Here is a 13246-nt window from a genome sequence, read left to right as displayed (position 1 = left end):
GGCCGACGGCTGAACACCCGGCGGGCGCGGCACGTATCTGTGGGCCAAGGGTCAAGTCCCCACGGAGGAACCGTGACCACCACGATCGCAGGCGGGCGTGCCGCCCGCCGACAGACGATGCGCCGCATCCGTCCGCGCCGCTCCCCGGCCGTCCCCCTGCTCCTCGCCGTGTGGGCGGGCGCGGTGGCCGTGCTGTGGCTGTGGTGGCACGACACGCCGTCCATCGCCGACGACGGCGGCCGGATCCTCAACGCGGGCCGGATCACCGGGCTGCTCGCCGGGTACCTGATGGCGCTGGTGGTGCTCCAGATGGCCCGCGTCCCGGCCCTGGAGCGGCGCGTGGGCTCGGACCGGGTGGCCCGCTGGCACGCGATGAGCGGCCGCTACACGCTCTGCCTGGTACTCGCCCACGTCTTCCTCACCATGTGGGGCTACGCGCTCCAGGCGGGCCGCTCGCTCGGCGACATCGTCCAGCAGACCACGGACTCCGTCACCCAGCTGCCGGACATGGGCAAGGCCGCGATCGGCACCGCCCTGCTCGTGCTGATCGGGCTGGTGTCCATCGGCGGAGTGCGGCGCAGGATGCCGTACGACACCTGGTACCACGTGCACCTGCTGACGTACGCGGCCGTGTTCCTGACGTTCTGGCACCAGATCACCACCGGCAACGACTTCGCCCTGGAACCGGCCGCCAAGACCTTCTGGTACGGGCTGTACGGCGCCGTCACCGCGCTGGTCGTCTGGTTCCGCATCCTCACCCCGGTCCGGCTGAACCTGCGGCACCGGATGCGGGTGGAGGCGGTCGTCGAGGAGACGCCGGGCATCGTGTCGGTGCTGATCGGCGGGCGCAGGCTGCACCGGATGGGCGCGGAGGCCGGGCAGTTCTTCCGCTGGCGCTTCCTCGCCCCCGGGATGCGGTTCAGCTCGCACCCGTACTCCCTGTCGGCGGCGCCCCGCCCCGACATGCTGCGGATCACGGTCAAGGCGATCGGCGACCACAGCGCCCGGCTGCGCGAGCTGGAGCCCGGCACCCGGGTGTGGGCGGAGGGTCCGTACGGCGCGCTCACCGCCCAGCGCCGCAGCCGGGGCAAGGTGCTGCTGGTCGCGGGCGGGGTGGGCATCACGCCGATGCGCGCGCTGTTCGAGACGCTGCCCGGCGCGGCCGGTGACATCACCCTGCTGTACCGGGCCAACAGCACCCAGGACCTGGCGCTCTGGGACGAGCTGGCGGCCATCGCCGAGGAGCGGGGCGCCCGGCTGATGTACGCGGTCAACAGCCCCGGCGGGGAGCGGCCGGACATCTCCGCGGACAACCTCCGGCGGAAGATCCCGGACGTGGACCGCCACGACGTGTTCATGTGCGGCCCGCCCGGGTTCGCGCAGCAGGTGTACGAGGCGCTGCGCGGCGCGGGAGTCCCCGCCCGCCGCATCCACCACGAGTCGTTCGAGATGTGAGCGACCGCACGAGCAGGAGCTGGAAGCGATGAGGAAGAGCCACCCCGTGCGGCGGGCCGTGCTGGCCACCGCCGCCACGGTGTCCGGTGTCGTGCTGCTGCTGTCGCTGAAGCCGTCCTCGGACCCGGCCTCGGCGTCGGCGGCCGGCGCGGCACCGCAGCAGACCGCGGCGGCCCAGGAGTCGCCGCAGGGCGGGGCCCGGGCCGCGGGCTCCACCACGGTGACCGGCGACGCGGCGCAGACGCAGTACGGGGCCGTGCAGGTGCGGCTGACCGTCAAGGACGGCCGGATCACCGCGGCGGAGGCGGTGCAGGCGCCCAAGGGCGGCACCAGCGACCAGAAGACGGCGCTCGCGGTGCCCCGCCTCAACCAGGAGGCGGTGGCGGCGCAGAACGCGCGGATCGACGCGGTGTCCGGCGCGACGTACACCAGCACCGGGTACCGCACCTCGCTCCAGTCGGCGCTGGACAAGATGCGGACCGCCCCGGCCGCGTCGCCCGCGGCCTCCCCGGGGGCGTCCTCCGCCGCCGGGGCGGGGCAGGCGCGGGGCCAGGCGCGTACGGTGACCGGGAAGACCGCGCAGACCCAGTACGGGCCGGTGCAGGTACGGATCACCGTCAGCGGCGGCCGGATCACGAAGGCGGAGGCGGTGCAGGCACCCCGGGGCGGCACCAGCACCCAGAAGACCGCGCTCGCGGTGCCCCGCCTCAACCAGGAGGCGGTGGCCGCCGGCAGCGCGCGGATCGACTCCGTCTCGGGGGCCACCTACACCAGCACCGGCTACCGGCAGTCCCTCCAGTCGGCGCTGGACCGGGCCGGTGGCTGAGACGGGCGCCGGGGCGGCGCAGGCTCCCGCCGCGGTGCGCCGGGCGGAGGAGGTCATGGGGACGGTCTTCTCCTTCGACGTCCGCGGCGGGGAACCCGGTGCCGTGCGCGCCGCCCTCGACGCGGCGGTCGCCGGCCTGCACCGGGCCGACGAGGTGTTCAGCGGCTACCGGGACGACAGCGAGCTGTCCCGGCTGGCCCGGGGCGAGCTGGACGTCGCCGCCTGCTCCCCCGAGGTGGCCGAGGTGCTGGAGCTGGCCGCGGAGGCGGAGCGGGTCAGCGAGGGCTGGTTCAGCCCCCGCTACCAGGGGCCGCTGGACCCGACCGGCATCGTGAAGGGCTGGGCGGCCGAACGGGCGGCCCGGCTGATCGCCGCGGTGGACGGGGTGTGCGGGGTCAGCGTGAACGGCGGCGGCGACGTGCAGATGATCGGCGCGCCCGAGCCGCAGCGGCCCTGGCGGATCGGGGTGGCCGACCCGCTGCGGCCGGGCGGGCTGGCGGCGGTGATCTCCGCGGCCGGCGTGAGCGAACTGTCGGTCGCCACCTCCGGCACGGCGGAGCGCGGGGCGCACATCGCCGACCCCCGCACGGGCAGGCCCGCGGTGACGGACCTCGTGGCCGTGACCGTCGTCGGCCCGCGGCTGACCTGGGTCGACTGCTGGGCCACGGCGGCGTTCGCGATGGGCTCGCGGGCCGGGCTGGCCTGGCTGGAGTCGCTGCCCGGCGTGGAGGCGCTGCTGATCACGGCCGGCGACGAGGTGCGCTGCACCGGCGGCCTGGCGGCACGGCTGGGCTGACCCGGCGACGGTGCGCCCCGGCCGGGACGACCCGCGGGCCGGCCCGGCCGTGCCGGGCCTCAGTGGCCGTTCTGGGCCAGGCGCAGGAGGTGGTCGGCCAGGGCCTGGCCGCCGGTCGGCTCCCGGCTGATCAGCAGCAGCGTGTCGTCGCCCGCGATCGTGCCCAGGATGTCGTGCAGCTCGGCCTGGTCGATCGAGGAGGCGAGGAACTGGGCCGCGCCCGGCGGGGTGCGCAGCACGACGAGGTTGGCGGAGGCCTCCGCGGAGATCAGCAGCTCCTGCGACAGCCGCCGCATCCGCTCCTCCTTCGCCGATCCGCCCAGCGGGGCGCGCGGGGTGCGGAAACCGCCCTCGCTCGGCACCGCGTAGATCAGGTCGCCGTCGGTGTTGCGGATCTTCACCGCGTTCAGCTCGTCCAGGTCCCGGGAGAGCGTCGCCTGGGTGACGCTCAGCCCGTCGTCGGCGAGGAGTTTCGCCAACTGGCTCTGCGACCGCACCGGCTGCCGGTTGAGGATGTCCACGATCCGGCGGTGACGCGCGGTGCGGGTCTGCGGCACCGCGGGGCCTGCGGCGCCCTGCTGCTCGTCGTCCTGCGCCTGACTCATCGTCGTCTCATTCTCCGGATCGTCCGTCCCCGCGTGCCGGGTGCACTGCGTCGAGGATGCCGGGCAGCGCCCGGAGGAAGGCACCCGCCTCGTCGTCGCCGAGGTTCAGCGGCGGCATCAGCCGTACGACGTCAGGGGCGGGCGCGTTCACCAGGAACCCGGCCTCCTGAGCCGCCTGCTGCACCTGGGGCGCGAGCGGCTCGGTGAGCACCATACCCAGCAGCAGCCCCGCGCCCCGGACATAATCGATCAACGGGTGGCCCGAGGACTCGATTCCGGCGCGCAGCGTCTCGCTCTGCCGCTTGACGTTCTCCAGCAGTCCCTCCCCCGCGATGGTGTCGAGAACGGCGAGGCCGGCGGCGCAGGCGACCGGGTTGCCGCCGAAGGTCGTCCCGTGGTGCCCGGGCCGCAGCAGCTCGGCCGCGCGGCCGAAGGCGACGGTGGCGCCGAGCGGCAGCCCGCCGCCGAGGCCCTTGGCCAGCGTGACGACGTCGGGCAGGACGCCTTCGTGGGCCTGGTACTCGAACCAGTTCCCGGTGCGCCCGATCCCGGTCTGCACCTCGTCCAGGACGAGCAGCGAGCCGGTGGCGGCGGTGATGGCGCGGGCGGCCTTCAGGTAGCCGGGCGGGGGCACGACGACGCCGTTCTCCCCCTGGATCGGCTCGATGATCACCAGGGCGGTGTCCGCGGTGACCGCGGCGGCCAGCGCCTGCGGGTCGCCGTACGGCACGTGCGTGACGTCACCGGGCAGCGGCAGGAAGGGCTCCCGCTTGCCGGCCTGGCCGGTGAGCGCGAGGGCGCCCATGGTGCGGCCGTGGAAGCCGCCGTCGGTGGCGACCATGTGCGGGCGGCCGGTCAGCCGGCCGATCTTGAAGGCGCCCTCGTTGGCCTCGGCGCCCGAGTTGCAGAAGTACACCTTTCCGTCGCGGCCGAAGTGCTGAAGGAGCCGTTCGGCGAGGACGACCGGCGGTTCGGCGACGAACAGGTTGGAGACATGGCCCAGGGAGGCGATCTGCCGGCTCACGGCCTCGACGACGGCCGGGTGGGCGTGGCCGAGCGCGTTGACGGCGATACCGCCGACGAAGTCCAGGTACTCGGTGCCGTCGGCGTCCCACAGCCGGGTGCCCGCGCCGCGCACCAGAGGCAGCCGGGGGGTGCCGTAGTTGTTCATGAGCGCGCCCTGCCAGCGCGCGGTCAGTTCCTCGTTGCTCATGACTCCCCCTCGTGCTCGTCGGGCACGACCATCGTGCCGATGCCTTCGTCGGTGAAGATCTCCAGCAGGATCGAGTGCTGCACCCGGCCGTCGATGACCCGGGCGGTGTTGACGCCGTTGCGCACGGCGTGCAGGCAGCCCTCCATCTTCGGCACCATGCCGGAGGACAGGTCCGGCAGCAGTTTCTCCAGCTGGGCGGCGGTGAGGCGGCTGATCACCTCGTCGGAGTGCGGCCAGTCCTCGTAGAGTCCCTCGACGTCGGTGAGGACCATGAGGGTCTCGGCGCCCAGTGCCGCAGCGAGTGCCGCAGCCGCCGTATCAGCATTGACGTTGTAGACATGGCCGTCGTCCTGGGATCGTGCGATGGAGGAGACGACCGGGATGCGGCCGTCGGCGAGGAGCGCCTCGATGGCGCCGGTGTCGATGGCGGTGATCTCGCCCACCCGCCCGATGTCGACGCGCTCGCCGTCGATCTCCGGCCGGTGCCGGACGGCGGTGATGGTGTGCGCGTCCTCGCCGGTGAGGCCCACGGCGAGCGGGCCGTGCTGGTTGAGCAGGCCGACCAGCTCGCGCTGCACCTGCCCGGCCAGCACCATCCGTACGACGTCCATGGCGTCCTCGGTGGTGACGCGCAGCCCCGCCCGGAACTCGCTGACGATGCCGTGCCGGTCGAGGGCGGCGCTGATCTGAGGGCCGCCGCCGTGCACGACGACCGGCTTGAGGCCGGCGTGCCGCAGGAAGACGACGTCCTGGGCGAAGGCCGCTTTGAGGTCCTCGTCCACCATGGCGTTGCCGCCGAACTTGATGACGACGGTCTTCCCGTGGTGCCGGGTCAGCCAGGGCAGGGCCTCGATGAGGATCTGGGCCTTGGGGAGCGCGGTGTGCTTGCGCGTCGGATGGCTCATGAGCTGTAGGCGCTGTTCTCGTGGACGTAGTCCGCGGTGAGGTCGTTGGTCCAGATCGTCGCGGACTCGCCGCCCGCGGCCAGGTCGGCGACGATGTGCACCTCGCGGTAGCGCATGTCGACCAGCTCGCGGTCCTCGCCGACCGAGCCGTCCTTGCACACCCACACGCCGTTGATGGCGACGTTGAGCCGGTCGGGTTCGAAGGCGGCGCTCGTGGTGCCGATCGCGGACAGCACGCGGCCCCAGTTGGGGTCCTCGCCGTGGATCGCGCACTTGAGGAGGTTGTTGCGGGCGATGGAGCGGCCCACCTCGACGGCGTCCCGCTCGCTGGCCGCGTTGATCACCTCGACCCTGATGTCCTTGCTCGCGCCCTCGGCGTCGCGGATCAGCTGCTGCCCGAGGTCGTCGCAGACGGCCCGGACGGCCTCGGCGAACTCCTCGTGGTCCGGGGCGATGCCGGAGGCGCCGGAGGCGAGCAGCAGCACGGTGTCGTTGGTCGACATGCAGCCGTCGGAGTCGACCCGGTCGAAGGTGACGCGGGTGGCGGCGCGCAGCGCCTCGTCGAGCGTCTCGCTGCCGAGGTCGGCGTCGGTGGTGAGGACGACCAGCATGGTGGCGAGGCCCGGGGCGAGCATGCCGGCGCCCTTGGCCATGCCGCCGACGCTCCAGCCGTCCCCGGTGACGACGGACGTCTTGTGGACGGTGTCGGTGGTCTTGATGGCGATGGCGGCCTTCTCGCCGCCGTGCGGGCTGAGCTGCGCGACCGCCGCGTCGATGCCGGGCAGCACCCTGTCCATCGGCAGCGGTACGCCGATCAGGCCGGTGGAGCAGACGGCGACGTGGCCCGGGGCGTGGCCGCCGGCCTTGCCGTGGCCCGCGGTGTTCAGTGACTCGGCCACCTTCTCGGCGGTGGCGTGGGTGTCCTGGAAGCCCTTGGGGCCGGTGCAGGCGTTGGCGCCGCCGGAGTTCAGGACGACGGCGGTCAGCTCACCGCCCTTGAGGACCTGTTCCGACCACAGCACCGGCGCCGCCTTCACGCGGTTGGAGGTGAAGACGCCCGCGGCGGCGCGGCGTGGCCCGGTGTTGACCACGAGGGCCAGGTCCGGGTTGCCGTTCTGCTTGATCCCGGCGGCGATGCCCGCCGCCGTGAATCCCTTCGCTGCCGTGACGCTCACGGTGCCACTCCGATCGTGGAAAGTCCGGTGGTCTCGTCGAGACCGAGGGCGATGTTCATGCTCTGCACCGCGCCGCCGGCGGTGCCCTTGGTCAGGTTGTCGATGGCGCTGATCGCGATGATCCGGCGCACCTGCGGGTCGTAGGCGACCTGCACGTGGACGGCGTTGGAACCGTGGACGGACGCCGTCGCGGGCCAGTGGCCCTCGGGGAGCAGGTGCACGAACGGCTCGTCGGCGTAGGCCTTGTGGTAGGCGGCGCGCAGCGACTCCTCGGTGACCCCGTCCCGGGCGGCGGCGCTGCACGTGGCGAGGATGCCCCGGGACATCGGCGCGAGGGTGGGCGTGAAGGAGACGGAGATCCGCTCCCCGGCGGCCGCGCTGAGGTTCTGGATCATCTCGGGGGTGTGCCGGTGGCCGCCGCCGACGCCGTACGGCGACATCGAGCCCATGACCTCGCTGCCCAGCAGGTGCGGCTTGGGCGCCTTGCCGGCGCCGGAGGTGCCGGAGGCGGCGACGACCACGGCCTCGGTGCCGGCCAGTCCGGCGGCGTAGGCCGGGAACAGCGCGAGGGAGACGGCGGTGGGGTAGCAGCCGGGCACCGCGATGCGCTTGGACCCCTCCAGCGCGGCGCGGGCGCCCGGCAGTTCGGGCAGGCCGTAGGGCCAGGTACCGGCGTGCGGGGAGCCGTAGAACCGCTCCCAGTCGGCCGGGTCGGCGAGGCGGAAGTCGGCGCCCATGTCGACGACGAGCGTGTCCGGGCCGAGCTGCTCGGCGACGGCGGCGGACTGCCCGTGGGGCAGCGCGAGGAACACGACGTCGTGCCCGGCGAGGGTCTCGGCCGTGGTCTCGGCCAGCACGCGGTCGGCCAGCGGCAGCAGGTGCGGCTGGAGCGCGCCGAGGCGCTGCCCGGCGTTGGAGTTGCCGGTCAGGGTGCCGATCTCGACCTCGGGGTGCGCGAGGAGCAGCCGCAGGACCTCTCCGCCCGCGTATCCGCTCGCTCCGGCCACCGCCGCACGTACTGCCATGTCCGTCCTCCTCTGGATGGCATGACTATACGTTTCGATGCACGTTTATGCAATCCTCCCGAGTGCCGGCCTGCGGGAGCAGGACCCGGCGGGGACGTACCTGACTGCCGAGGTCGTTGACCCTGCGGGTGCGGGGGCCGAAGGGGTAGCTGCGGGCCGCGGCGTCGGCCGCGCGGAACACGGCGGCGGGGAGGACGGCGGCGATGTGCATCACGGGTGAGGGCCGAGGTCGGCGGGCTGTCCGCACGGGGCGGGCCACCGCGCGCGCCCCGGCCTGCCGCGGGCCGGTGCGCCGCCGGGTCGTAGGCTCGGTGCCATGGATGCGCTGTCGTGGCCGGTCACCGACGTACTGACCTACCTCGCCGGGCGGTGGCGGGTGACGCGGACGGTGCGTGATCTCGCGGGCGGGGCCGAGGGGCGGTTCGAGGGGACCACCGAGTTCGGCCCGCTCGAGGCCGGGGCGCGCGGACTGCTGCACCGGGAGTCCGGCATCTTCACCTGGCAGGACGTGGCCCGGCCCGCCGAGCGGACCCTGCGCTTCCTGCCGGGCGCCGCCGCGGGCACGGCCGACGTGCGGTTCGCCGACGGCCGTCCCTTCCACGACCTGGACCTGACGACGGGGCGCCACGTCGCCGAGCACCCCTGCGCGGCCGACCTCTACCGGGGCGAGTTCACGGTGCGGGACGCCGGTCGCTGGCGGACGGTGTGGCGGGTCGGCGGTCCGGCGAAGGACCTGGTGCTGAGCACCGACTACGTGCGAGGCGGCTGACCGCCTGGCCGGACGCGGGGGACCGGCCGGGGCGGCCGGTCAGCCGCGCGGGAGGTGGGCCGGGGCGCCGTCGAGGCGCAGGTTCCAGCGGCCGGCGCGGCCCGCGACGGCGGTCGCCGACAGCGGACGGACGTCGATGTTCCAGTAGGTCGAGGGCGGCGCCTTGAGGACGTACACCAGGGCGGCGCGGATCACCGAGGGCTCGGCGACGGCGACGATCCGGCCGCCGTCGTCCGCCGGGCGGGTGTCCAGCCAGCCGCCGACCCGGGAGATGAACTCCAGCAGGGACTCGCCGCCGTGCGGGGTGGCACGCGGGTCGGCCAGCCAGGCGTCCACCGCCTCCGGCTCACGGGCCATCGCCTCGCCCAGGGTCAGCCCGCGCCAGCGGCCCATGTCGCAGTCGCGCAGGGCGAGCTGCACGAGCGGGGCGTACCCCAGGGCGTCGCCGGTGGCCCGGCTGCGCGGCGCCGGGGAGCAGTAGCGCAGCTCGGCCGCCGCCAGCGGCAGCAGGCCGCCCGCGACGCGCTGCACCTCGTCCCAGCCCGCCTGGTCCAGCGGACGGGCGTCCTCGAAGCGCTCGGCCGGCTGCGGTGAGCTGCGCGCGGCGGCGACGAACGTGACCCGAAGTGGCATGCGGTGATGGTGAGCCGTGCAAGTACGCAGGTCAAGGGCCACAGCCGGGGAGTTACCGAAGGTATGCGAGGCCTTCACCCGAAACCGGCCGTCGCGGGCCGGGCGGCCGGCCGGGGGCCGCCGGCCGGTTGCAGCCGGCCGGTTGCAGCCGGCCCGGCCGCTGCTCACACTGGTGGGGTCGGTGCTGCCGCCGGTGAGCACCCGACGCCCGCCGCCGCGGTGACGGCCGTCGCCGTGCTCACGTGCATCGCCGTCACCCAACGGTCGTGATCGTGAGGAGGGCCGGCAGATATGCGCGCATCGCAGGGCGACCACCTTGTCCAGCACGGCAGGGTCGTCGGTCAGCACGACCAGGTATCCGAAGTCGTCGAGGTCATGGGCAGCGAGGGCAACCCGCCCTACCGCGTCCGGTTCGAGGACGGGCACGAGGCGATCATGTCCCCCGGCCCGGACTGCGAGGTCCGCCACCAGGAACAGCAACGGATGAGGTAGGGGGGAGACATCAGCGCGGGGGCCGCGCGGGCCGCCCGTAGTGGTCGGCGACCACCCGCGCCATCGCCCCGACCGGGTCGGCCGCCACCTCCTTGGCGGCGAAGAAGACGTGCCCGCCCACCTGCGGCCGGCCCGCCGCCAGGGTGAGGTGCCGGGACAGCTCGGCCGGGTCCTGCCAGGGCGCGGGCTGCCCGGCCGCCCCGGCCTTGTACAGGGCCTCGCCGATGTACAGCCGGGTGCCGGTGCAGTCGGCGACCCGGGCCCACCAGTCCAGCAGCGTCGCGTAGTCGGCGGCGGCGAACCCGATGTGCCAGTACAGCTGCGGGACGACGTAGTCGATCCAGTGGTTGCGCACCCAGGTGCGGGTGTCGGCGTACAGGTCGTCGTAGGTCTGCACGGCCGCCCGGGTGTCCGAGCCGCGCGCGTCGGTGGCGGCGTTGCGCCACACCCCGAAGGGGCTGATGCCGAAGGGGATTCCGGGGCGGACCCGCCGGACCCCGGCCGCCGTCTCCCGCACCAGGGTGTCGACGTTGTGCCGGCGCCAGGCGGCGCGGTCGGTGAAGCCGCCGCCGTGGGCGTCGTACGCGGCGTCGTCGTCGAAGGTCTGCCCGGGGACCGGATACGGGTAGAAGTAGTCGTCGAAGTGGACGCCGTCGACCGGGTAGCGCGCCACCGCGTCCAGCATCGCCCGCCGCACGAAGGCGCGGACCTCCGGCAGGCCCGGGTCGTAGTACAGCCTGCCGCCGTAGGGCACCACCCAGTCCGGGTGCGCGCGGGCGGGGTGGGAGGCGGCGAGGCGGGCCGGGTCGTCGTGGACGGCGATCCGGTAGGGGTTGAACCAGGCGTGCAGCCGCAGTCCCCGGGCGTGCGCCTGCGCGACGGCCGTACCCAGCGGGTCCCAGCCGGGGTCCTCGCCCTGGGTGCCGGTGAGGTACTCGGACCACGGCTCGTACGGCGAGGGCCACAGCGCGTCCGCCGTCGGCCGCACCTGGAACATCACGGTGTTCAGGCGGGCCCGCACGGCCCGGTCGAGGTGGGCGATCAGCTCCCGGCGCTGCTCGGCCGCGCTCAGGCCGGGACGCGAGGGCCAGTCGCGGTTGGTCACCGTCGCCAGCCACACGCCCCGCATCCCGGTGGCCGTGCGCGGCCGTCCGGTGGCCGCCGCACCCCACCCGGTGGCCGGCGTCGACAGTGCCGCCAGCGCGAACGCCCGGCGTGACATGCGCCCCATCGCCGCACCCCCATACGCTGCGGATCCGCTCGACCACGGATCGTCCCGCGCCCCAGGATGCCGCCACCCGCGCGATCGATCATCGATACTTGGCGGTAACGTGCACGATCGGAGCAGGCGCCGACCCGGAGGTCCTGCCGCACCACGGACAGCAGTAGCGAAGGGGACGATGTGACGGGCATCCCAGCGGCAGACATCGAGCGCATCGGAGTCGTGGGCTGCGGTCAGATGGGGGCGGGCATCGCCGAGGTGTGCGCCCGCGCCGGACTGGACGTGAAGGTCGCCGAGACCACCGGCGAGGCCCTGGAGATCGGCCGCACCCGGCTGCTCAACTCCCTGGGCAAGGCCGCCGAGCGCGGCAAGATCAGCGAGGAGGAGCGGGACTCCACGCTGGCGCGGCTCAGCTTCACCACCGACCTCGGCGAGTTCGCCGACCGCGATCTGACGATCGAGGCCGTGGTGGAGAACGAGCAGGTGAAGACGGAGATCTTCCAGGTGCTGGACCAGGTGGTGACCCGGCCCGACGCGATCCTCGCCTCCAACACCTCCTCGATCCCGCTGGTGAAGCTCGCGGTCGCCACCTCGCGCCCGGACCACGTCGTCGGCATCCACTTCTTCAACCCCGCCCCGGTGCAGCAACTGGTCGAGCTGATCCCGGCGCTCACCACCTCGGAGGGCACCCTCGGCCGGGCCCAGCTGTTCGCCGAGAAGGTGCTCGGCAAGCACGCCATCCGCGCCCAGGACCGCTCCGGCTTCATCGTCAACGCGCTGCTCGTGCCCTATCTGCTGTCCGCCATCCGGATGTTCGAGTCCGGCATCGCGGGCCGCGAGGACATCGACAACGGCATGGAGATGGGCTGCGCGCACCCGATGGGCCCGCTGAAGCTGGCCGACCTGATCGGGCTGGACACCGTCGTCTCCATCGCCAACTCCATGTACGCCGAGTACAAGGAGCCGCTGTACGCCGCTCCCCCGCTGCTCCAGCGCATGGTCGAGGCGGGCCGGCTGGGCCGCAAGACCGGCTCCGGCTTCTACACCTACGGCTGATCACGGCGGACTTCGCGCCGGCCGGTCACGGTCGGCGACGCTCCGCGGGCCCGGCACCGTCTTTCGGTGCCGGGCCCGTTCGTTTCACTCCCCGTGTGCGCGCCGGGCACGCATATGCCCGTCGCACACGCTCCCCATGCGCCCACCAGGGGAGTTGACTCCTCATGCGCATGCAAGGGAATGCGGAACCACCCGTTCGACTACGGAAAGGAGTGGACTCGTGACCCTCGGCCCGGAGCATCCCGTGGTCCATGGAGAACTCGCAGAGTTACGCCGCCGCCTCGACGTGGCCTACGCCCGCGTCGAAGGCGGGCTGGCGCTGCTCAGTCACCGCACCGAGGAGACCGCCAAGGAGCTGGAGGAGCTGAACTCCCGTATGAGTTCCCTGGAACACACCCGCTGGCCGCTGCCCTCGGTCGCCGCGCTGACGGCGCTGGGGGCGCTCGTGGTGGCGGTCTGGCAGGCGCTGGCCCATTGAACGCCGGCCGGCGAACGAGGCTCATCCGAGCCTGAGATGGTGCAGCAGGAGTAACGCGGCCGCCATGTTCGCGGCCGGGACCTCCCCCCGGGCGATCAGGTCGGGGACGAGCTTGAGGGGGACCCACTCCCGGCGGTCCGACTCGAAGTCGTCCACGGGATGCCCGGTGTACTCGCCCTCCTCGGCCCAGTAGATGTGGTGCCGGGCGTCGGTGAGGCCGTTGGACGGCTCCACGCTCATCAGGTGGTGCAGGGGTCCCGGCCGCCAGCCGGTCTCCTCCTCGAGTTCCCTGGCGGCCGCGCGGGCGATGTCCTCGCCGTCCTCGACGACGCCCGCGGCCAGCTCCCACCCCCAACTGTCGGTGATGAAGCGGTGCCGCCACAGCAGGAGGACCTCGTTGGCCTCGTTGACCACCGTCGCCACGGCCACGGGGCGCAGCCGGATGAGGAAGTGGTCCAGATGCCGGCCGTCGGGCAGCTCGACATCCGCGAGGTTGACCCTGAACCAGCGGTTTTCATACACAGTTTGTTCGTTCTGTTTCGTCCACTGCACGGTTCTGCCACCTTCCGCTGAGTAAGTGGCAATATCGCAGCAGC

15 protein-coding genes are annotated in these 13246 nt (G+C 73.4%); 7 read left to right on the top strand and 8 right to left on the bottom strand.

Annotated features, from left to right (window positions below; translation table 11 throughout):
* Window positions 1-72: 72 nt before the first annotated feature.
* From ACZ6CZ_RS23750 to ACZ6CZ_RS23740, 3 genes are read left to right on the top strand one after another with little or no spacing between them, the layout of a single operon-like run.
* Window positions 73-1455 (top strand): ferredoxin reductase family protein, encoded by a 1383-nt coding sequence (locus ACZ6CZ_RS23750; protein ID WP_469024523.1) that lies wholly within the window; start codon window positions 73-75, stop codon window positions 1453-1455.
* A gap of 28 nt (window positions 1456-1483) precedes the next feature.
* Entirely contained in the window at window positions 1484-2281 is a 798-nt protein-coding gene (locus tag ACZ6CZ_RS23745; protein ID WP_469024520.1) for an FMN-binding protein, read from the top strand.
* A gap of 55 nt (window positions 2282-2336) precedes the next feature.
* Window positions 2337-3077, top strand: coding sequence for an FAD:protein FMN transferase (locus ACZ6CZ_RS23740; RefSeq protein WP_469024668.1), 741 nt, complete (start codon window positions 2337-2339; stop codon window positions 3075-3077).
* A gap of 59 nt (window positions 3078-3136) precedes the next feature.
* On the opposite strand, the gene ACZ6CZ_RS23735 is transcribed toward ACZ6CZ_RS23740, so the two are convergent.
* Genes ACZ6CZ_RS23735 through argC form a run of 5 tightly spaced genes read right to left on the bottom strand, consistent with a single transcriptional unit; the run spans window position 3137 to window position 8000 of the window.
* Window positions 3137-3682 carry an arginine repressor gene (locus ACZ6CZ_RS23735; RefSeq protein ID WP_469024517.1) on the bottom strand — a complete coding sequence of 182 codons (546 nt, stop codon included), beginning with the start codon at window positions 3680-3682 and terminating at the stop codon, window positions 3137-3139.
* Between the two features lie 7 nt (window positions 3683-3689).
* A complete protein-coding gene (locus tag ACZ6CZ_RS23730; RefSeq protein WP_469024515.1) occupies window positions 3690-4895 on the bottom strand; it encodes an acetylornithine transaminase in 1206 nt (401 codons plus the stop codon).
* Entirely contained in the window at window positions 4892-5800 is a 909-nt protein-coding gene (gene argB / locus ACZ6CZ_RS23725) for an acetylglutamate kinase (protein WP_469024513.1), read from the bottom strand. The genes ACZ6CZ_RS23730 and argB overlap by 4 nt, the downstream gene beginning before the upstream one ends.
* Window positions 5797-6975: a bifunctional glutamate N-acetyltransferase/amino-acid acetyltransferase ArgJ gene (gene argJ, locus ACZ6CZ_RS23720; protein ID WP_469024510.1), complete on the bottom strand. Its 1179-nt coding sequence runs from the start codon at window positions 6973-6975 to the stop codon at window positions 5797-5799. The genes argB and argJ overlap by 4 nt, the downstream gene beginning before the upstream one ends.
* Complete coding sequence (gene argC, locus ACZ6CZ_RS23715; RefSeq protein ID WP_469024508.1) at window positions 6972-8000, bottom strand: N-acetyl-gamma-glutamyl-phosphate reductase; 1029 nt, start codon at window positions 7998-8000, stop codon at window positions 6972-6974. The genes argJ and argC overlap by 4 nt, the downstream gene beginning before the upstream one ends.
* Window positions 8001-8316: 316 nt before the next feature.
* On the opposite strand from argC, the gene ACZ6CZ_RS23710 reads away from it, so the two are divergent.
* The gene (locus ACZ6CZ_RS23710; RefSeq protein WP_469024505.1) at window positions 8317-8769 is read left to right on the top strand and encodes a DUF6314 family protein; all 453 of its coding nucleotides are present in this window, start codon (window positions 8317-8319) and stop codon (window positions 8767-8769) included.
* Between the two features lie 39 nt (window positions 8770-8808).
* Here ACZ6CZ_RS23710 and ACZ6CZ_RS23705 read toward each other — a convergent pair whose 3' ends face one another.
* Window positions 8809-9402 carry a histidine phosphatase family protein gene (locus ACZ6CZ_RS23705; RefSeq protein ID WP_469024503.1) on the bottom strand — a complete coding sequence of 198 codons (594 nt, stop codon included), beginning with the start codon at window positions 9400-9402 and terminating at the stop codon, window positions 8809-8811.
* Window positions 9403-9693: 291 nt separating this feature from the next.
* On the opposite strand from ACZ6CZ_RS23705, the gene ACZ6CZ_RS23700 reads away from it, so the two are divergent.
* On the top strand, window positions 9694-9894 hold the full coding sequence (locus ACZ6CZ_RS23700) for a DUF1918 domain-containing protein (protein ID WP_469024500.1): 201 nt from the start codon (window positions 9694-9696) through the stop codon (window positions 9892-9894).
* A 10-nt stretch (window positions 9895-9904) separates the two neighbouring features.
* Here the strand turns inward: ACZ6CZ_RS23700 and ACZ6CZ_RS23695 are convergent, their stop codons facing one another.
* Window positions 9905-11116: a glycoside hydrolase family 10-like protein gene (locus ACZ6CZ_RS23695; RefSeq protein ID WP_469024665.1), complete on the bottom strand. Its 1212-nt coding sequence runs from the start codon at window positions 11114-11116 to the stop codon at window positions 9905-9907.
* Window positions 11117-11296: 180 nt separating this feature from the next.
* On the opposite strand from ACZ6CZ_RS23695, the gene ACZ6CZ_RS23690 reads away from it, so the two are divergent.
* Window positions 11297-12172, top strand: a complete 876-nt coding sequence (locus ACZ6CZ_RS23690; protein ID WP_469024498.1) for a 3-hydroxybutyryl-CoA dehydrogenase — start codon at window positions 11297-11299, stop codon at window positions 12170-12172.
* A 220-nt stretch (window positions 12173-12392) separates the two neighbouring features.
* Window positions 12393-12650 carry a hypothetical protein gene (locus tag ACZ6CZ_RS23685; protein WP_469024496.1) on the top strand — a complete coding sequence of 86 codons (258 nt, stop codon included), beginning with the start codon at window positions 12393-12395 and terminating at the stop codon, window positions 12648-12650.
* Between the two features lie 21 nt (window positions 12651-12671).
* Here ACZ6CZ_RS23685 and ACZ6CZ_RS23680 read toward each other — a convergent pair whose 3' ends face one another.
* Window positions 12672-13202 (bottom strand): NUDIX hydrolase, encoded by a 531-nt coding sequence (locus ACZ6CZ_RS23680; RefSeq protein WP_469024493.1) that lies wholly within the window; start codon window positions 13200-13202, stop codon window positions 12672-12674.
* Between the last annotated feature and the right edge of the window lie 44 nt (window positions 13203-13246).

The organism is Streptomyces sp. NPDC041135, assembly GCF_055592085.1.
The sequence above is the reverse complement of the archived record's forward strand: the minus strand, read 5'-3'. Positions and strand labels throughout refer to the sequence as shown.

Bases quoted from the DNA above. Each gene is read 5' to 3' on its own strand.
- ACZ6CZ_RS23710 (WP_469024505.1), top strand. From the start codon at position 8,317: ATGGATGCGCTGTCGTGGCCGGTCACCGACGTACTGACCTACCTCGCC.
- ACZ6CZ_RS23705 (WP_469024503.1), bottom strand. From the start codon at position 9,402: ATGCCACTTCGGGTCACGTTCGTCGCCGCCGCGCGCAGCTCACCGCAG.
- ACZ6CZ_RS23740 (WP_469024668.1), top strand. From the start codon at position 2,337: ATGGGGACGGTCTTCTCCTTCGACGTCCGCGGCGGGGAACCCGGTGCC.
- argC (WP_469024508.1), bottom strand. From the start codon at position 8,000: ATGGCAGTACGTGCGGCGGTGGCCGGAGCGAGCGGATACGCGGGCGGA.
- ACZ6CZ_RS23745 (WP_469024520.1), top strand. From the start codon at position 1,484: ATGAGGAAGAGCCACCCCGTGCGGCGGGCCGTGCTGGCCACCGCCGCC.
- ACZ6CZ_RS23695 (WP_469024665.1), bottom strand. From the start codon at position 11,116: ATGTCACGCCGGGCGTTCGCGCTGGCGGCACTGTCGACGCCGGCCACC.
- ACZ6CZ_RS23730 (WP_469024515.1), bottom strand. From the start codon at position 4,895: ATGAGCAACGAGGAACTGACCGCGCGCTGGCAGGGCGCGCTCATGAAC.
- argB (WP_469024513.1), bottom strand. From the start codon at position 5,800: ATGAGCCATCCGACGCGCAAGCACACCGCGCTCCCCAAGGCCCAGATC.
- ACZ6CZ_RS23735 (WP_469024517.1), bottom strand. From the start codon at position 3,682: ATGAGTCAGGCGCAGGACGACGAGCAGCAGGGCGCCGCAGGCCCCGCG.
- ACZ6CZ_RS23700 (WP_469024500.1), top strand. From the start codon at position 9,694: ATGCGCGCATCGCAGGGCGACCACCTTGTCCAGCACGGCAGGGTCGTC.